Annotated in this window: 16 protein-coding genes and 1 tRNA gene; 8 read left to right on the top strand and 9 right to left on the bottom strand. The window is 37.5% G+C overall.

What is annotated here, in order from left to right; genetic code table 11:
• Positions 1-334: 334 nt before the first annotated feature.
• From AB1630_00485 to hpt, 4 genes are read left to right on the top strand one after another with little or no spacing between them, the layout of a single operon-like run.
• Complete coding sequence (locus AB1630_00485) at positions 335-2395, top strand: acetate--CoA ligase family protein (GenBank protein MEW6102289.1); 2061 nt, start codon at positions 335-337, stop codon at positions 2393-2395.
• Between the two features lies 1 nt (position 2396).
• A complete protein-coding gene (locus tag AB1630_00480; protein MEW6102288.1) occupies positions 2397-3443 on the top strand; it encodes a phosphotransacetylase family protein in 1047 nt (348 codons plus the stop codon).
• 2 nt (positions 3444-3445) lie between these two features.
• Positions 3446-5602, top strand: coding sequence for a DUF2723 domain-containing protein (locus AB1630_00475; protein MEW6102287.1), 2157 nt, complete (start codon positions 3446-3448; stop codon positions 5600-5602).
• Positions 5599-6099, top strand: coding sequence for a hypoxanthine phosphoribosyltransferase (hpt, locus tag AB1630_00470; GenBank protein MEW6102286.1), 501 nt, complete (start codon positions 5599-5601; stop codon positions 6097-6099). The genes AB1630_00475 and hpt overlap by 4 nt, the downstream gene beginning before the upstream one ends.
• Before the next feature lie 483 nt (positions 6100-6582).
• Here hpt and AB1630_00465 read toward each other — a convergent pair whose 3' ends face one another.
• Positions 6583-8043 (bottom strand): RtcB family protein, encoded by a 1461-nt coding sequence (locus AB1630_00465; protein MEW6102285.1) that lies wholly within the window; start codon positions 8041-8043, stop codon positions 6583-6585.
• 354 nt (positions 8044-8397) lie between these two features.
• On the opposite strand from AB1630_00465, the gene AB1630_00460 reads away from it, so the two are divergent.
• The 4 genes from AB1630_00460 to AB1630_00445 are packed head-to-tail and all read left to right on the top strand — an operon-like array spanning position 8398 to position 12045.
• Positions 8398-10164: a GAF domain-containing protein gene (locus AB1630_00460; GenBank protein ID MEW6102284.1), complete on the top strand. Its 1767-nt coding sequence runs from the start codon at positions 8398-8400 to the stop codon at positions 10162-10164.
• A complete protein-coding gene (locus tag AB1630_00455) occupies positions 10127-10777 on the top strand; it encodes a DUF3307 domain-containing protein (GenBank protein ID MEW6102283.1) in 651 nt (216 codons plus the stop codon). The genes AB1630_00460 and AB1630_00455 overlap by 38 nt, the downstream gene beginning before the upstream one ends.
• A complete protein-coding gene (locus tag AB1630_00450; protein MEW6102282.1) occupies positions 10774-11307 on the top strand; it encodes a UbiX family flavin prenyltransferase in 534 nt (177 codons plus the stop codon). The genes AB1630_00455 and AB1630_00450 overlap by 4 nt, the downstream gene beginning before the upstream one ends.
• A gap of 21 nt (positions 11308-11328) precedes the next feature.
• Positions 11329-12045, top strand: coding sequence for a CsgG/HfaB family protein (locus tag AB1630_00445; protein MEW6102281.1), 717 nt, complete (start codon positions 11329-11331; stop codon positions 12043-12045).
• A 95-nt stretch (positions 12046-12140) separates the two neighbouring features.
• Here the strand turns inward: AB1630_00445 and AB1630_00440 are convergent.
• From AB1630_00440 to AB1630_00405, 8 genes are all read right to left on the bottom strand, one after another.
• A tRNA-Gln gene (locus AB1630_00440) sits at positions 12141-12211 on the bottom strand.
• Positions 12212-12299: 88 nt separating this feature from the next.
• A complete protein-coding gene (gene tsaE, locus AB1630_00435) occupies positions 12300-12830 on the bottom strand; it encodes a tRNA (adenosine(37)-N6)-threonylcarbamoyltransferase complex ATPase subunit type 1 TsaE (protein ID MEW6102280.1) in 531 nt (176 codons plus the stop codon).
• Complete coding sequence (gene thiL, locus AB1630_00430; protein MEW6102279.1) at positions 12781-13656, bottom strand: thiamine-phosphate kinase; 876 nt, start codon at positions 13654-13656, stop codon at positions 12781-12783. The genes tsaE and thiL overlap by 50 nt, the downstream gene beginning before the upstream one ends.
• Entirely contained in the window at positions 13653-14120 is a 468-nt protein-coding gene (locus AB1630_00425; protein MEW6102278.1) for a bifunctional nuclease family protein, read from the bottom strand. The genes thiL and AB1630_00425 overlap by 4 nt, the downstream gene beginning before the upstream one ends.
• Positions 14113-14466: a response regulator gene (locus tag AB1630_00420; protein MEW6102277.1), complete on the bottom strand. Its 354-nt coding sequence runs from the start codon at positions 14464-14466 to the stop codon at positions 14113-14115. The genes AB1630_00425 and AB1630_00420 overlap by 8 nt, the downstream gene beginning before the upstream one ends.
• The gene (locus tag AB1630_00415) at positions 14466-15377 is read right to left on the bottom strand and encodes a PorV/PorQ family protein (GenBank protein MEW6102276.1); all 912 of its coding nucleotides are present in this window, start codon (positions 15375-15377) and stop codon (positions 14466-14468) included. The genes AB1630_00420 and AB1630_00415 overlap by 1 nt, the downstream gene beginning before the upstream one ends.
• Before the next feature lie 178 nt (positions 15378-15555).
• The gene (locus tag AB1630_00410; protein MEW6102275.1) at positions 15556-15753 is read right to left on the bottom strand and encodes a hypothetical protein; all 198 of its coding nucleotides are present in this window, start codon (positions 15751-15753) and stop codon (positions 15556-15558) included.
• A complete protein-coding gene (locus AB1630_00405) occupies positions 15750-20033 on the bottom strand; it encodes a carboxypeptidase regulatory-like domain-containing protein (protein MEW6102274.1) in 4284 nt (1427 codons plus the stop codon). Before AB1630_00405 ends, AB1630_00410 begins: the two co-directional genes overlap by 4 nt.
• Positions 20034-20065: the final 32 nt, after the last annotated feature.

Genomic DNA, 20065 nt, shown 5'->3' with positions numbered 1-20065 from the left:
AGGTTAATAAAACTAGTGCAAATGAAGGTTAATCTTTTCCATAAGGTATAATTTTTGGTAATATTTTTACAATCTTACCCATCTTCCCTATAACCTTAAAACCTTATCGCTGAAAATTGGTTTAAAGCCCTACAATGGAATGTTTTGATGGTATTTAACAAAAAAATCTACAAAGGAAAAAAGAGGCTATCTTTATTATGATGTGTTTTTGATATAATATATCCTGTTTAGAAGGTAATTCTGGACAAAGGTAGCGAAATATAGGAATTTATCAGAAGGCCCATAGGCAATTTTAATCTTGCTTTAAATATTCTCTTTAGTTATAATTATCTTGATGCACAAATTTTTTTCACCTGAAAGTATAGCCATTGTTGGAGCCTCCAGGGAGAAGGGAAAGGTTGGCTATGAGATTCTTTCAAATATTATCCTGTCAGGTTTTAAGGGAAAGATTTTCCCTATAAATCCATCTGCAGATGAAATATTAGAAAGAAAATGCTTTTCCTCCCTTTTTGAAATAAAAGAAAGAATAGAGCTTGCTATTATTATTGTAAAGAATACCATTGTTCCCAATGTATTAGAGGAATGTGGAAGGTTAAAGATAAAAAATGCAATTATTATAAGCGCAGGGTTTAAAGAAGCTGGGATTGCCGGATTAAGCTTAGAGAATAAAATAAAAGAAATTGCCAAAAATTATGAAATAAAGATAATTGGCCCAAATTGCCTTGGCTTAATTGATACCCAAACCCCCCTCAATGCTTCATTTTCCCGCATATTTCCAGAAAAAGGCACTATCTCATTTATCTCACAATCGGGTGCCTTATGCACAGCAATCCTTGATTGGGCAAAAGAAAAGAATATAAGCTTTTCAAAGTTTATAAGCTTTGGGAATGGATGCGATGTAGCTGAGATTGAGCTTATTGAATATCTCATAGATTGTCCGAACACATCGGTAATTGCCCTATATCTTGAAGGGACAAAGGATGGAAAAAGATTTATTGATATAGCCAGCAGGTCAAAAAAGCCTATTATCTTATATAAATCTGGGAAAACAGATGCCGGGAAAAGGGCAATATCCTCCCATACAGGCTCTCTTGCAGGAAGTGAGAAGGCATGGGAATCTGCAATTTCCCTTTCTGGAATAATAAAGGTAGATTCAATAGAAAAGCTCTTTCTCTTTAGCCATTCCTTTGCAACTCAAGAAAAACCAAAGGGAAGGAATATGGTTATCCTTACAAATGCAGGAGGGCCTGGGATAATAGCATCAGATTGTCTTGTGGGAAAAAACATCTCCCTTTCCGTCCTTCCAAAGGAAACCGTAAACCTTCTTAAAGAAAACCTTCCTCCATCTGCCTCTCCCTATAATCCTGTTGATATTCTAGGAGATGCCCTTTCTGATAGATACAATTTTGCAATAGAAACTATTACCAATGAGCCTGGTGTAGATGGAATAATTGTTATCTTAACCCCTCAGGCAATGACAGAGATAGAGAAAACAGCTGAAATTATTATAAAATTTAAGGATAAAAAGCCAATATTCCCTGTTTTTATGGGAGGAGCTGAGCTAACACCTGCAATTTCCTTATTTAAAAAGCACAATATCATCAATTACCTATTTCCAGAGGATTGTGTTTCATATCTTTCTGCCTGCCTTGATGCAAAAAAGCCCCATATTCATAAGGAATTGCCTGAATTTCATCCAAAAAGGGATATTGTAATGGATGTTTTTAATAATGCAAAAGCTGAAGGAAGAAATCAGTTAAGCGAGATTGAAGCATATAAGGTAATAGGGGCATATGGAATACCCTATCCTAAAACATTCCTTGCTAAAAGCCTTAAGGAAATAAGTGAAATAGACCTTGAATATCCCCTTGTTGCAAAGATTGCCTCACCCGATATTTTACATAAATCAGATATTGGCGGTGTCCTTGCTGGAATTAAGACAAAAGATGAATTGAAAATTGCCTATATTGAGATAATTGAGAATGCAAAGAGGCTTGCAAAGGAGGCAAGAATATTCGGGGTTCTTATTCAAGAAGAGGCACCAAAGGGACAGGAATTGATAATTGGGCTAAATAAAGACCCACAATTTGGACACCTTCTTATGGTTGGGCTTGGCGGCATTTATGTTGAGGTTTTAAAGGATGTTTCATTTGGGATAATTCCTGTATGCTACGATTGTTGCAAAGATATGCTCTATAGCCTTAAATCATACCCCATTCTTCATGGAATAAGGGGAGAAAAGGGAATAGATTTTGAAAGCGTTATATCAACAATCCTTAAAATTTCACAACTTTCAATGGATTTTCCCGATATAATTTCATTAGACATAAATCCATTAAGGGCTTATAATAAAGGGTGTTTTAGCCTTGATTGTAAGATAATATTGGAGGAATAAGATGAAAAAGATATTTTTTACAACAACAAAGGAGTATTCTGGGGTATCTGCGGTTGTTATTGGGTGTATTCTTCTTTTGAAGGAGAAAGGGTTAAGGGTAGGGTATATGAAACCATTAGGCTATTTGCCTATACATAAGGATGGTATCTGGACAGACATTGATAGCTCTTTTGTCTTTTCTATCCTTAATGAAAAAGAAAATGCTGGTCTTTCCTCTCCATTTGTCCTTAATGAGGAGGTCATAGAGGATTTTCTTGATGGAAAAATGAGCTTCAAAGAAGGTAAATTAGAAGAGGCTTATAATTTCCTTTCAAAGGATAAGGATGTCTTCATATTTGAGGGAGGATTTAATATCTATCAGGGAAGAAGCTTTGGAATGAGTGGGTTTGAGGTGGCTAATAAATTTGACTTACCCGTTGTCCTTATAGAAAGGTTCAAAAAAATGGAGGTATCTGATAGGGTTCTTTTGATGAAGGAGATTCTTAAAGAAAGGCTTAAGGGTGTAATCTTAAATATGGTCTTTGATGAAGATATGGAATCTGCAAAAAAGGAAGCAACAAACCTTTCTAAAAATGGCATTTCTGTCTTTGGCATAATCCCCTGGACAAATGTCCTACAATCTAGCTCAATTAAGGCATTGAAAGATGAGCTTGGTGCAGAGGTTCTTTGTGCACAGGAATATATTGACAAATTAGTCCAATCCGTAATGATTGGAGCAATGGATGCAGAACATGCTTTGACATTCTTCCAGAGAAAGAAAAACCTTGCTGTAATAACAGGTGGGGATAGGGCTGATATTCAGCTTGCCGCATTAGAGGCACATTGTGTTTGTTTAATCCTTACAGGAGGCTTTCCTCCATCTGATATTATTTTAGGCTTGGCAAATCAGAAAAATGTTCCAATTCTTCTGGTTGGATATGATACCTTAACAACAGCCCAAAAGGCAGAATGGCTAATAGGACACTCAAGGACACACGAGAAAGAAAAACTCTCCTTGCTTACTTCCTTAATTAAGGAGAATGTTAAAATAGACGAATTATTAGCTTAAGGATGGCAGGTTTGCTTGTCTTCTTCTTTTCTTTTTCCCTCTATCTTCTAACAATAACGCCCTCTGTTGATCTTCACGATTCAGGAGAGATGATAACAGCTGGATATAGCCTTGGCATATCACATCCACCCGGATACCCTTTGTATTGCATACTTGGAAAGGTTTTGATGACCTTTATCCCTATTGGAAACATTGCTTTAAGGATGAATTTTTTCTCTTGTCTCTCTGCTAGCCTTACCTCTATGTTCCTTTGTTTTATAGGAATGAGGCTTTACAAAGACAAAATCATAGCAATTGTCCCAGCCCTTGTTTTTTCTTTTTCAAAGATATTCTGGCAGCAGGCTGTAATTTCTGAAAAATATACCCTAAATGCCCTTTTCCTTAGCCTACTTATCCTTATCCTCCTCAAATTGAGAGATAACTCAAAACTTAGAAACCAAAACTCAAAACTATGGTATTTATTTTCATTTACATTAGGCCTCTCTTTTTGCCACCATTTGCAAACAATATTTATCATTCCATCAGCAATATTCCTTATTTTTTCTACATTAAAACGCAAGAAAGAAAAGAAGGCTCAAGGCTCAAGGCTTAAGGCTCAAGGCTCATTGATATTGCTATTCTTCTTCCTTCCCCTTTTGCTTTATACTTACCTTCCAATAAGAGCAGCATCGAATCCAGAGGCAAATTGGGGATCTCCTGATACATTAGAAAGGTTTATCTCACATATTACAGCCAAAGAATATAGCCATTATTTTACACCTTTTGAGCAATGGCTTTCAAATTTTAAATCATCTCTTTCCTTCTTTCCATCACAATTTACCTTTTTTATCCTAATTCCAGCAATAATTGGAGGGTTTATTATGGCATCTAAAAAAAGAAATGAGGCAATATTTTTTTCCCTTATAATTATTTTTGACATCCTTCATTCCATAAGATACCAGATTCATAACATTGAGGATTATTATATCCCAACATTTCTTATCCTTTCTATATTCCTTGGCGAATTTCTTGTCTTTGCAAAAAATAAAGTAAAAACAATGAGATTTTTCTTCCTCCTTATCCCTTTAATCCCTTTCTTTACAAACTATTACTATGCAAATAGAGACAGGGATTTTTATTCCTATGACTATGGAAGGAATATTTTAGACCCCTTAAAAAAAAATTCTATTCTTCTCATTATGGGAGATACATTTGCCTTTCCCTTATGGTATTTACACTTTGTTGAGAATGTAAGAAGGGATGTATCCTTGATTGATAAGCTTGAATTAAGGTATTCGTGGTATTGCGAAGATATAAAAGAAAGATATAAAGATATTGCCTTTTCCTTTGAGCCTTCAAAAAAGGAAGACCCAGCTCTTATAGGGACAAGGTTTGTTGATATTGTCCATAGAAATGTTGAAAGAAGAGGAATCTATGTTCCCCTTCCATTTGCAAATGAGGTAGCACAAAGCCATTTTCTTCTTCCCTGTGGAATTGTTCATAAGATCCTTCCAAAAGGGCTTTCATATCAAAAGATTTTAGATGAGACCAAAAAAAGCACATTTAGATTTAAATATAGAAAAACAAATGTTTTTATGGAGGAGAGGACAAGGCATAACTACGACAATTATGCAATTGCCTATGAGGGAAGGGCAGGATTTCTTGCCGAAAGAGGGCTTTATGATGAGGCGATATTTTGCCTTAAAAGCGCAATAAAGATAGACCCAAATAAACCAAGCTCTTTTTATAACCTTGGGATTCTCTATAGGGATTCAGGAAAATTGGATAAGGCAGAAGAAATATTTAAGAATATGATAAAAAATTTTAAGGGAGCGGATGGACATTATGGATTGGGGATGGTATATCAGAAGAAAAATAAACTTGATGATGCAATTAAAGAATACAAGGAGGCAATTTCACTTGACCCCAAAAGAATATTTATTTATCATAGTTTAGGCTCTGCTTATCTTGAAAAAGGGATGTTTAATGAGGCAATTAAAGCATTTAAGGATGCCTTAGAAATTGAGCCACAGGATCCAAATTCATACTATAATTTAGGGGTTACCTATTGGAAGGCTGGAAGAATACAAGATGCAATTTCTGCCTATAGAAAGGTATTGGAGATTTCTCCAAATTATCCTGGGGTTTTAGATTCTTTAAGGATATTGGAGGGAAGATGAATGTATTTATAAGCAAGGAAGATATTGAGAAGAAAATAGATGAGCTTGCCTTTAAAATCTCATCAGAACATCCAGATGGCTTAATTGCCATTGGTGTTTTAAAAGGGGCTTGGGTATTTATGGCAGACCTTATAAGAAGGTTAACCTGCCCTGTATATATAGATTTTATCAAGGTGTCAAGCTATAAAGGAAAAGAGACAACAGGAGAAATTAGCCTTTCTTTTTCTCCATCCATCCCTATTTATAAAAAAAATGTTCTTATTATTGAAGATATTGTAGATACAGGGATAACATTAAGCTATCTTAAGGAATATTTTAAAAGCAAAGTGCCAGAGAGCCTAAAATTCTGCTGCCTCCTTGATAAGCCAGAGAGAAGAAAGAGGGAATTTATCCCAGATTACATTGGATTTACTATCCCCGATAAATTTGTTGTAGGATATGGCCTTGATTGCAATGAAGAATATAGAAACCTTCCATATATTGCTGTAATTGAGTAATATGTTTGGATGCTTGTATGTATTCAGCTAAATCGGAACTTCCGTAGCAAAAATTGGTACGTGTTTAGTTAATATTTAAAAAAAGCGTAACTATTCAGTATATCGTATTTTATATGTTTGGCTGTTTTAAAATTCATCCATTCTATAATAAATCCCAAATCCCAAGTTCAAATGTCAAAAAAATGTCCAATTTCCAATGTCCAATATCATTTCAAATTATTGGGATTTGGACATTGGGATTTCATTTGTCATTGGGATTTGGACATTGGGATTTTTATTCTTTGGCTTCATTATTTTCCTTAACATTATCTAAACATATACATTCCTTATTTCCCTATAGGGTGAATAGTTACAAAAAAGCAATGAAATAAGTGAGAAGTAAGAAGTAAAAGATGAAAAAGAATGAAGAATTAAGACAAAGGTTTAATAAGAAACATTTACTTCCCACTTCCCACTTCTATATTCTGTGCCGTTGTGCCTTGTTCATCCCTTTATCACCCCAAGTGGGACAAGACGGGCTACCTTCTTTGATATTCCAGCGCAAACGAGGACATTAACAACCTCATCAACATTTTTATATGCCTCTGGCATCTCTTCAGCCAATGTTTCTATACCTGCTGACCTTACAATTATCCCCTGTTTCTTTAGCTCATAGTCTATCCTTCTACCTTTTGCCTTTTTGATTGCACCTGTCCTTGAGAGAACCCTTCCTGCACCATGGCAGGCTGTTCCAAATGTTTCCTCAAACCCTTTTTCTGTTCCTACAAGAACATAGGATGCCCTTCCCATATCACCTGGAACAATAACAGGCTGTCCAACCTCTTTGTATTTTGGTCCAATTTCCTTATGACCTTTGGGAAATGCCCTTGTTGCACCCTTTCTATGAACAAATAATTTCTTTGAAATTCCATCTACAATATGGGTTTCTATCTTTCCAATATTATGGGCAACATCGTAGATAAGGTCTATACCAAGCGATTTTGGATTTTCTCCAAAAAACTTTGAAAATGCCTGTCTTGTAAGGTGCATAAGGCATTGCCTATTTGCCCAGGCATAATTAGCCGCAGATGCCATTGCTCCGATATATGCCTTTCCCTCCTTTGAAGAAACAGGTGCACAGCAAAGCTGCTTATCTGCTAATGCTATCCCATATTTTCTTGAAGCATCAAGCATTGTTTTTACATAATCCTCGCAGACCTGATAGCCAAGACCACGAGAGCCAGAATGAATCATAATTGTTATCTGGTCTTTGAATAAACCATAGGCATTTGCTATTTTTTCATCATATATCTCTCCTACCCTTTGAATCTCAAGGAAGTGATTTCCAGAGCCAAGTGTTCCAAGCTGACCCCCTCCCCTTTCCAATGCCCTCTGGCTTACCATATCAGGATCTGCTAAATCCAGGTATCCTCCCTCCTCTATTGCATCCAAATCCTCTTTCCATCCGTACCCCCTTTTAACCGCCCATTCCGCACCCTGCAATAAGACATCTTCTTCCTCCTTTCCAAATACCTTAATAGCTCCCTTTGAGCCTAATCCAGAGGGGATGGTTTGAAAAAGAAGATTAACGAGTTCTTCAATTCTATCCTTTATATCCTCTAATTTTAAATTTGTCCTTACCAGCCTGATGCCACAATTTATATCAGAGCCAACACCGCCAGGGGAGACAACACCACCTTTTTCAATATCTGTTGCCGCTACACCACCTATGGGAAGGCCATATCCCCAGTGTATGTCAGGCATAGCTAAAGAATATTTAACAATGCCAGGAAGGGTTGCAACATTTGCAACTTGAATGGGTGTATTATCTGCCTTTATATGGGTAAGAAGCTTTTCTGTGGCATAGATAAGACCAGGAACCCTCATATCATGCCTAAAGCTCTTTGGTATCTGCCACCTATAGTCGTCTATTCTTTCGAGAGGGCCCTTCCAAACGCCTTCCATACTATAAATTTACAATCTCTTAAAGATTTTGTCAATCTTGTACCCAAACAAAATTGACTGCCCTAGGGTAGAGGGTATCCATCTTTATCCCATACAAGGGATCTTTCTAATTCATCGTACGTGTTTAGCTAATATTTAAAGAAAGCAATGAAATAAGTAATAAGTAAGAAGTAAAAGATGAAAAAGAATGAAGAATTAAGACAAAGGTTTAATAAGAAACATTTACTTCCTACTTCCTACTTCCCACTTCTATATAAGGTGAATGAATTATAAAGCACCTAAACACATACAAAATATAAGTAGGTTTTTGTTTAAATTCTTGCTTTTTATAATTTTTTAGATTATACTTAAATTATGGATAATAAGACAATTTTGGAAAAGGATGTTAGGGTTTTAAGGGGTCTGATTGCTGGGTTGGAATCAGAGCTTTCGGAAATGCAGGAAAGGACAAAGGAGAGGGAGGAAAGGGTAAAGACTATTTATTCCTCACTAGAGGCAATTTCATTAAAGGCAGAAATCCTTCAGGAGATAAATGAGATGCTTGGCTTAGACCTTGAGGTGGACGACCTCCTCTCATTGATTATGGATTCTGTCCTTCGTTTTATGAGAACCGATGCAGGCTCTATCCTTCTTTTAGACAAAAGCGAAACAAAACTTATCTTTAAGGTGGCAAAGGGACCAATGGCAGATGATGTAAAGAAATTTGATGTTCCATTAGGAGAGGGCATTGCAGGCTGGGTAGCAAAGGAGGGACAGCCCTTAATTGTTCCAAATCCTTTAGAAGACAAAAGGTTTAAGAGGGATATTGCAGAAGAAATAGGCTATCTTCCATATAACCTCCTTTGCGTTCCCTTGAAGGCAAAAAGAAAGGTGATTGGTGTTATTGAGGTTATCAATACATTGGGAAAGGAGGCTTTTACAAAGGATGATGAGGAGCTTCTTTTAAGTATCTCAAATCAAATAGGCGTTCTTATTGAAAATGCCTCCCTTTTCTATGACCTTGTTAGAAAGGTCTCAGAAAAGACCGTTTTAACAGAGGTTGCAAGGACAGTAAATTCAACCTTAAACATTGATAGGGTATTAGAAATATCAATGAAGCTTGTAGCCCAGCTAATGAGGGCTGAGGCAAGTTCTTTAATGATTTTGGACAAAGAAAAAAATGAGCTTATATTTAAGGTTGCACTTGGAAAGAAGGGAGAAGATGTAAAGGAGATAAGGATTCCTTTAGGTGTTGGTATTGCTGGATATGTTGCAGAAAGGGGAGAGCCTTTGATTGTTCCAGATACAAGCAAAGACCCTAGGTTTTTTAAAGATGCAGATGAAAAATCTGGGTTTCAAACAAGGTCTATTATTTGTGTTCCCCTTAAAATAAAGAATAAAATAATCGGTGTTGCAGAGGCAATAAACAGGGTAGGAGGGACATTTGCCGATGAGGATATAGAGCTTTTTGAGGCGATAGCCCTTCAAATTGCCATTGCCCTTGAGAATGCATCCCTTTACAAAGAGCTTGAAGACCTATTCCTTTCAATTATCATATCCCTTACAGCAACCATTGATGCAAAGGATCCATATACCCATGGACACTCCCAGAGGGTTTGTGAATATAGCCTTGCAATAGGAGAAGAGATGGGTTTGTCAAGGGATGAGATAAAGGAGCTTAAATTGTCCAGCCTTCTTCATGACATTGGAAAGATAGGAATAGATGAAAAAATCTTAAGAAAACCTGCAAAGCTTACAGATGATGAGTTTTCAGAAATAAAGAAGCACCCAGGAACAGGTGCAAATATTATTGAGCATATAAAAAAGCTTGAATGTATTATCCCTTCTATTAAGCACCACCACGAAAGGTTTGAAGGTGGAGGTTATCCAGATGGATTAAGAGGAGAAGATATACCCCTTTTCTCAAGGATAATAGCTGTGGCAGATACCTATGATGCTATGACATCTGATAGGCCCTATAGAAAGGGGCTTGAGCCTGAGATAGCTTTGGCTGAGGTAGAAAAATGCAAAGGCTCACAATTTGACGAAAAATGTGCAGATGCATTTATTCTAGCATATAAAAACGGAAAGATAAAGAAAAAAGATGATTTGGAACTTGCTTTTAGCCCACTTACTAGCTGATTTTCCCCTTCAGACACGAACCCTATTTGAGCTAAAAAAAAGGAGCGTATGGGGTGTAATGCTTCATAGCTTGGTATGTGTTTTGCTTGTCATTATTCTTGTTCCCCATCTTTTACTAAAGCCTGTAAGCCTTCTTTTGTTTTTTGTTTCACATACCTTATTTGATTGGCTAAAGATAAAGATGACAGACAAATGGCCTAGCCTGGATAACATTATCTTTTTTATATTAGACCAAATTTTTCATCTTGTTATTATTTTGATTGTTGCTAAGCTTTGGCTTTGTGAAAATATCTACTCCCTTTCACAGGTTAAGTATGTCTCCCTTTATTGCATTGTAGGACCAGCATCTATGATACTTTTATTTTATTTTAAAAGGCTTTTTTATAGATATGAAACATCTGTTGTTGTTTCAAAAAGAAGCTGGTATGGTGCATTTGAGAGGATGGTTTTATTTACCCTTGTTCTACTTCCTTCTCCATTTTATTTTGCTATTCCATTTGTTCTTATGTTAAGGGGATGGTTATTTGAAGAGGAAAGGGATACAGCCCTTGACCTTGTTGTCTCAACAGTAATTGCTGGGTTTTGTGGCCTTGCTTTAAAAATTTTCCTGTGAAGCAAATAATCTTCGCTATCACAGGCGCCTCTGGTATTATTTATGGAAAGAAAACCCTTGAGGCAATTAGCAAGGAATACAGGGTTTCTCTTATGATTTCAGATAATGGCATTCTTGTTGGAAAGAAGGAGCTTGGAATAGACCTTAAAAGCTCCCTCTGCTCCCTGCCAAATACCTCTTTTTTTGATTACAAAAATATTGATTCTGAAATTGCCTCTGGTTTTTTCTTGTGCTTGGGTATGATAGTTTGCCCCTGTAGTATGAAAACCCTATCTGCCATAGCTTATGGAGCTTCAGAGAATTTAATCCAAAGATGTGCTGATGTCTGCCTTAAGGAAAGAAAGAGGCTTATTCTTGTTCCAAGGGAAACACCCCTCTCTGAGATACACCTTGAAAATATGCTGAAATTAAGAAAGATGGGTGCTGATATCCTTCCTGCAATGCCTGGTTTTTATGAAGCTCCAAAGACAATAGATGACCTTGTGGGATTTATTGTAAGGAAGGTTATTTCCTTGTTGACAAAGGAATGAAATTTTTATTAAAATAAAAGAATGAAAGCAATATGTTTTTTGTGTTTGGGTTTATTGATAGGGGGTTGTGCGGCAACATCAACTGAGCCAAAGGCGAGGGTTGATACATCAATGGAGGCTGAAATGCCTCCTTATTCAGGGCCAAAGGCATCTCTGGCTGTTTCCAAATTTGAATGGAAGGCAAAAGAAGCAGAAAATGGAGTAAAAGATGGCTTAAGGGATATGCTAACAACCGTTCTTGTCCAATCAAAGAGGTTTAAGGTTTTAGAAAGGCAAGAATTGGGGAGTATAAAGGATGAAATAGGTTTAAGCGAGAGTAGCTATGCTGATGAAAGGGAAGGAATAGAAAAGGGAAAGATTAAGGTCGCGGATATTTTGGTTGTTGCCGCTATAACTGGATGGGAGCCAGGTGCAGAAAAGACAGGCGGTGGTGTTGGTGGATTTGGTCCAGGTTGGCTGGGTGCTATTGGTGGTGCATTTAAAAAATCCTATCTGGCAATGGACATTAGGATAATTTCCTCTGCTACAAGTGAGATTTTAGCCTCAACAAGGATTGAAGGGGAGGCAAAAGAGGTTGACCTTGGAGTATTGGCAGGAGGGATATTTGGCTCTGTTCCACTTGGGGCAGCCCTTTCAAAGTATTCAAAAACACCAATGGAAAAGGCGATAAGGGTCTGTCTAAAAGAGGCTGTAAAATATATATCAGAGAATACACCAAAAGAATATTTTAAATACTAAAAAGCTGGTCGTAAAGATACATAACAAAATCTCTTGTGTCGGCCCTTCGCTTCGGGCTTTAAATCCTTATTTTTAAGTTTTATTTGCCTATTTTGCTGGGGTGCCAGGATTCGAACCTGGGATGGCAGATCCAAAGTCTGCTGACTTACCGCTTGTCGACACCCCATAAAAACTTAAAACTAAAAGCGAAAAACTAAAAACCACATAGTAAAATCAAATTTCAAAAATCAAAATGTTGAATTTTTTATATTTTATCATCCCCTTATGTTTTTCACAAGCTCAATAAAGTGTTTGCCCTTGGGAAGGAATAATATTCTACGCTTGTTTGTATCTTTCTTCCGCTCTTCCGCTCTTCTGCTCTTCTGCTCTTCCACTATATGGCTTATACTTATCTTAAGGTATTGGAAAGGAAGAAAATTAGATGCCTTTTCTCCCCATTCAATTACAGATATACCATTTGAAAATAAAAAATCATCAAAGCCTATATCCTCATTTTCGGCTATCCTATAGAGGTCAAAATGGTAAAGGGGGATTGTTCCTTTATAAATATTTAATAAAGAAAAGCTTGGAGAATTAACAGGTTCCTTTATAGAAAGCCCTTTTGCTATCCCCTGGATAAATGTTGTCTTCCCAGAACCAAGCTCACCAATTAAAGAGACTATATCCCCTTTTGTAAGAAGAAGAGAGAGCCTTTCTCCCAAATCTTTTGTTTGCGAAGGAGAGCTTGTTATTATCTCAAATCTCTCTAAAATGCTCATAGCCCTTTGTCTCAATTCTTTCTCCATCAAGGAATACCCCTTTTTTGCTTATAACCTCACCAATTATTGTTATAAAGGAAGGGATAGTCGTTTTGGTCGGAAATGTTGCTAAAAGCTCATAATCATCACTATAAAAACAATCGGAAAAATCTGCTCCATCCTCAATGGGAATGAGCCTCTTTTTAATAGACATTCCATTGTTGCTTGATGTAGAAAGATGGTATAAATCCATCATTAAGCCATCAGATATATCAATCATTGATGTTGCAAAATCCTTTAAAATTAAACCCTCTTTTATCCTTGGGCTTGGTAGAAGATAGCGTTTTTTTAGATTTTCAAACCCTTGCAGCCCTTCCTTTAATATCTGTAGACCTTTTTTTGCACCACCAAGCCTTCCGGTTACACCTATTAGGTCGCCTGGTTTTGAACCAACCCTTGTAATGGGTTTTTCTGCACTTCCCAAAATACTTACTGTAATAATAAGTTTCTCAGATTCTATTGTATCGCCACCTACTATTTTCATATCAAACCCTGCTGCTATATCTTTCATTCCAGAATAAATCTTAAAAATTGCAGAAAGCTCATAATCCCTTGGGACTCCTAATGCTATTAAGGCATAAAAGGGAATTCCTCCCATTGCAGCAATATCTGAAATAGAAGATGCACAAGCCCTATAGCCTATTTCGTAAAATGATGAAAAATCCAGGCTAAAATGCGTTCCTTCTATAGATGTATCACAACAAAAAAGTAGGTTTTTCTCTTTTTGTGGAACAATATAGGCATCATCGCCTATTGGAAGGGTTTTTTTAAGGTTTTTAATGAGGCCAAATTCGCCTATTTTAGAAAGCCTCATAAAAAATCAGAGGGATTTAGGTTTCTAAGCTCTTCTTTAAACCTTAAAACCTCCTCATCGCTAATAGGTGTTTGCTCAAAAGAATTTATAAACTTTATAGATTTATCTACAAATATAGGAGAATTTGTCCGCAAAGCCAGGGCTATTCCATCTGATGGCCTTGAATCAATCTCTATAAAACCTCCATTCTTGGAAACAATAAGCTTTGCATGGTATGTATTATCTAAAATATGGGTGATTATTACACGATTAAGCTCTCCACCAAGGTTTATAAGGATATCCTTAAGGAGGTCATGCGTCATTGGTCTTGGTGTCATTATTCCCTCTAATGCAAGAAGTATTGATTGTGCTTCAAGTAGACCAACCCATATAGGAAGCTCTCTTTCGTCTTTATCCCTTAGGATAATAATAGGCATATTGGTTATGTTGTCTAATGCTATACCAGAGACAGACACCTCAACCATTTTTAAGTATTTCCTCTATTCTATTTGTAAATCCCTTTGGATCAAAAGGCTTTAAAAAGAATCTCTTTGTCTCAACAAGCTCCTTTGGAACATCATTTTCATTTACTATTCCAGAGACAATTATAAATTTTGTCTTATCCTTTAGCCTTTCATAAATCTCCAACCCACTTAATTTTGGCATTTTTACATCGCAGATTACTAGCTCTGGCTTTTCTTCTTCGAATGTCCTAATACACGATTCTCCATCATTCGCTAAAATTACCTCAAAATCAGCCAATTCAAGGATAAGCTTTAAGAATAACCTTATGTCATCTTCGTCCTCTGCTACAAGAATCTTTTTTTTCATTAAAATGTTGCTTTAACAGAAAGCCTGTGGCTATCACCGAGCTTTCCAAAGGGCTGATATGCATAGTCAAAGTTGTAAGATAAATATTTTGTTCCAAGCCCAATTGTAAAACCCTTTCCTTCATCCTCAGGCCCTGTCTTATAGCCAGCCCTTATAAAAAACATCTCCTTTAGAGAATATTCAGCACCAAGACCAAGATATGGGTCATTGTCATTGGGAATTGTCAAATCAGAAAGAATAAGAAGGTTCTTTGGAAGGCTATAGGATACACCTGCTTTTAATGAAAGGGGAAGGCTAAAGCCATCTTCATCGTATTTCATATTTGAACCAAGGTTTTTAATCGCACATCCAACATTTAAGCCCTTCTTTGGTGTCTTGTAAAGCCCTCCAAGGTCAACTGTAAAGGCAATCGCACTTTCATCATCTATCTTTCCATTTACAACCTTAAGAGAGCCTCCAAGAGACATTATATTTGGTTTTACCCATTTTGCAAATGAGGTTGATAGAGCAAAATCATAGGCAGACCATTTTCCATCAGGGGTGCCATCATCATTGGTATGTTTATCCATCTCACCATAGCCATAGTATGTAAATGCACCACCAAATACACCATAAGGAACCACCGGAATAGCGATGGCACCAAATGACATAATAAGGCTCTCTACACCTGTCATTGGTCTTAAGAGCATAAATAGCCCCTCCCTTCTTGTTTCATCAAGCTGGGCAAGACCTGCTGGATTGAAATAGCAGGCAGATACATCATCGGATAAACCAATGTAGCAATCACCCATTCCAGCCGCTCTTGCTCCTCCTGTAAGCTTAAGGAAAGAACAAGATGTCTCTCCTTTTTCCTTTGCCCAAAGGCTTGTTGCCAAAACAAACCCAACTACTACCAAAGATAGTTTCTTCATTCCTTTATACCTCCTTTTTATAATATCAATTTTACATAATTTTTTCTTTGTATACATAATTCTTTTGCTATAATTTTGCCTTTCTCCTTCCTTTATAATCGTCCACCAAAGAGATTATAAGAAATACTAACTCAATCACCCCTATCCCAATTAAAGTCACATAAAAAGGATGCATCTTTTAAATCTCCTCTCTATCCTTAGGGATAATAAACCATGCTCCCACAAGAAATCCTAGGCTTGTTGTTATTCCAAAAAGAACTATCTTTGCTGTTAATCTATCAGTAAGCAGACCTCCAATTATCACTATTGTAATTATGTATTTTACTACATCAACAAACATCTTCCCTATTTCTTTTCTACGCGTAGAATATCTCATTTTATTATCCCAAGCTTTATAATCTTCTTTCCTCCACCCCCTTCAATGAGGGCAATATAGACACCCGAGGCAAGCTTTTCAGGAACTGTCCAGGCTTGCTCATCGCTTCCATCATTATGGGGAATTGGATTGCATACCTCCTCACCTGCTACATTAAAGATTCTAATTGTTGCATTTGCGGTTAGCCTCTTAAAGATTATCTCTGGTGGTCCTCCCTTTTTCTTCCAGGGGTTTGGATAGGCAAAGACAGCATCAAGGTTTGGTTGACCTTCTGGTGTTCCTGCTATACCAATATAGGAAAGATGGGTAAGGGTTCCACGAATAAAGTTTGTATCATAACCTGCTTGGATGATACCAGCATCGCTCCAAATTATCCCATCGCTTAAGAGATAAATTCTTAGGTTAACCTTGTCATGATTTTGTGGAAGGGGAATCTCTATATAGACTTGGGTTGTAGTTGCGGCAAGCTTATTTCCATTTATATCATAAAGCTCAATCCTTATCCCAACTCCAATATTGTTCTTTAGGTTAGCTAAACCTGTTGTATCCTCCTCAATCACTGGATAATAATCCTCTGTAGCGGTTCCAAACCATGCCGTTAGTGTTCCTGATGTAATGCGATAAGTAATTGAGCCTTTGGTTTGGCTTCCTATCTCTCCTGCTGCCACAAAGATGGTTGTAGTGGCAAGAAGATTTGTTGTGGTTGCGGTAATGGTATAGAAGCCTCCCTTGGTGAATGTTCCTGTTATGGTAGCTGTTCCATTGTCCGAGGTAATGGTAGAGGTAGCGGATAATGTTCCTTTTGCTGCGGTCCAATAAATTGTTGTTGTTCCCTCAATTAAGTTCTCATATTTATCGGTTACCGAGCCAAATATGGTTACGGGATCATTAACAATTGCTACCTTGGGAACATAGGTTAAGAGAATCTTAAAAGGAATTCCTGGGGTTACACAAATCTGGGTGGTTGCTGTAAGGGCTGGATTTGGGGTGTATGTCCCTGTAATTGTCCAGATTCCAACCTTATCGGGATAAAAGATGCTGTTGGCAATTGAACCATTCTCTGCACTAAGCTCTAAAGCAGTAGTGGTTTCGGTATTTCCTTGCTCATCTTGGATTATCCCGCTAATCGTTGCTGTTCCATCTGCTGTTATAGTATTTGTAGAAAGGGTAATTTGCAATTCTGTTGCTGTTCCTATGGTTACAACAATTGTTGCTGTTCCTGTTTTGCTTTCTGTTCCTGCGGTTATCTCATATGTCCCTGTTTTTGTTCCAGTAAATATGGCTGAATTTGTTCCTGTTCTGGTTATAGTTGCTCCATCCTGTGGGTTAATACTCCAGCTAAAATCAATATTGCTTAATGGCTGATTTTGTTCATCATAGGCAGTTGCCGTAAATGATGCTGTACCTACTGAGGTTACCGTAGTCTGAGTTGGAAGAACAGAGATAGTTGTAATTGTTGCCTCCTGGATTCCATAGATGGAGAAATGGGAAACATCTGCAGAAACGGTATTATCCGTTCCAATTATCGTATTTACCATCTCCCATCTCTCTTCCTCCTCATTTAGCCAGAATATGCGTGGATTTCTAAGACCAGCTGGATATGGAATGGTAATTCTAACATTTTTGCTAAATGTTCCCATATCTTCAAGGAGAAATTCACGGAGAGAGTCTTTCAAATTACCAGGAATATTCACATTTGCAAGAGAATCCGGGTCAATATTGCTGTTTAAGATAACATTTGTCGACCTATTTAATGCACCTTGTGGAATATGAACCCTTGTTCCATCATCTGCAGTTACTGTTCCTTCATCATTTCCAACTGCTTCCTTCCTTAATGGGCTTACAACAATTATCTCTGCACCTTGTGTTCCCATCCTTGAGCCCACTGCTCTGATTGAAACCTTTATTCTTGTTCCAGGAGGAGTCAGGGTAAGGGTTATGGCATTATTCCTTAAACCATCAAGACTCATCTGATTTCCAGATAGAAATAGAGATGAATCCTCAAGGGCCAGATTAAATTCCTCTGCATCAGAAAGTGGGTTTCCAACAGGAATATCAAGGGTTTCATCCTTAACAAGATAAATTACCCTGATACACCTTGAGAAGACATTGTCCAATTCATACTGCTCAACAACAATACCTCCACTTTCAATGGGTGGGTCAATTTTTACAAGGATATTGTTAAGACCACTATGTGGAGGCCTGTATATTATTGAACAAACTGCCCGAGAGCCTGGGGCTATCGGTGGTATAGAAGCTGTTCCCAAAAAGTGCTTTCTTGTCCCATCTGCTGTGAGCATTACATCCTGTGTATTCTCTCCCCAATCCTGGTTTATTCCCCAGTTAGACTGCCAGAATTCAACGCTTGTTGTGCCAGATGTCTCACTTCCTAAATTCCATACCCTAGCAAAGATTCTCATCAGTGCCCCTGATGTTGGATATTTTGGCTTCCACCATATATCCTCCCTTGCATTCTTCATTGTAAGGTTTGGTAATGGCCCTTTATATTCAAGCTGAAAATCACAGGTTGTTGTCTCTGATGCACTAACAACGGCTGTTCTTGTTCCTGATTTATATTCTGGATGCGATACAACAACTGTGTATGTTCCATCTTTAAGCCCTGATATTGTGTAGCTACCTTTATTATCTGTAAATGTTCCCTTTGCTACATAGTGTAAACCTCCCTTCCACCTTATGATTGCCTCAACCTTTGCACCAGCAATGCCAGTGGTTCCAGAACCAACTGTTCCAGTAATAATTCCGAGCCTCTTTAGATAGAAATTAACCTCTGTTGTGCTATCTTTTGTTACGCTTGCAGTTGCTACAGCCCTTGCATAATCCTCTTTTGTTGCAATAACAATGTAGTTCCCGGGTGGAACAAAAAGGGTATAAAAGCCATTGCTGTCTGTCTTTGTCCCAAACCTATGACCTATATTTGAACCATCATCAATATCCGTTGTTGGAAGGTTATAAGGCCTTGCAATAACCAAGGCTCCAGAAATAGTACCCCCTTGGCTATCCCTCACAGTTCCACAGATTGTCCCTCGTCCAGATACGCTATTTTCCTTACCCGGGGTGCCATAAAGATCAAGGGTTGAATCCCAGTTTCCATCAACATTAGGACCCTTAGCCAATATTTTCTCCAAGGTCCTTCCTGAATCAGGAGCCCCTGTTCCCCAATTTTTATTATAATGAAGGATGTCAACTATTTTGCCAAAATTATCCTTTAAGACTAATGTGTCAAAGTTATCCTCTAAAGATAATGCACCAACATCTATATAAGAAACACCATTAAGGTTATAACCATAAGTACCACATGTAAATGTTTCTGTGCTTTCAACCAAAACAAGATACCCTCCTCCTGAGATAGTGCCTGATAGGGTTCTTGTGACTGGGTCATATAGCTTCCAACCTGTAAGGTCTATTGTCCCTGTTGCCGGGTTATAAAGCTCAATCCATTCACCGTATGCATCGCCAATAGTACCCGGGGCATCATACATTATTTCATTTATTATAACAACATTCTTTGTAACACCATTTAACACCTCATAACCAAGGGTTGTTATTTTTCCTGCAAATATGGGCCAGGGCGAGGTTATTTTTTCATTTGAAGAAATACTTATACCTTCTCCACCTTTTATCTCTGCTATCTCAAACTTATCGTATAAATTGCCATCCCAATCTGTTATTGTTGCAATTTTTATTCCATCTGGAAGGGCAATCTTAAAATAGCCATTTTGTTCTGATTTAGCACATCCAGAAACGCTCCCATATTCATTAAGAAAAACAATATGGCTATTTCCACAAGCCTCTCCATCTTTCTTGACAATTCCCTCAAGCCAACCAGGATTTTCCATAATTGTTGCGGGTCTAAATACCCCTGGTTTCATTGTCTCGCCAGATGTTCCCTCTCTGACTGAGAAGGCACAGGTATTATATGTGCCAGCTTCTATTCCGCTATTCCTTACATAGACCCAGCCCTCTTGATAACCGTTATCAAGGGTTGTAAATGAGGGAAGGCTTTCCTGCCAGGTATCCTCATCGGGTTTAATCCATTGTTCATCCTTTGAGAGGGTCTCAAAATATAGAGGGATTCCCTCCTCTTTATCTTTCACATAGAGCTTAAGCAAATATGTTGTGCTTGCCTTAAAACCCTGTGCTGTGTAATGGATTGCACGAGGGGTCTTCCCATTATCAAAATAAAAGGAAGACTCCTTATAAGCTCCAAACCCTTTACAAACCCCTAATACTACCAAAAACAACCAAATCTTCTTCATCATAATTACCTCCCATAATTATTATAAATAAAATT

It is taken from the genome of bacterium (assembly GCA_040753555.1).
Taxonomy (GTDB): domain Bacteria; phylum UBA9089; class UBA9088; order UBA9088; family UBA9088; genus JBFLYE01.
Note: the sequence above shows the minus strand (reverse complement) of the source record. Positions and strands in the feature narration are given on the sequence as shown.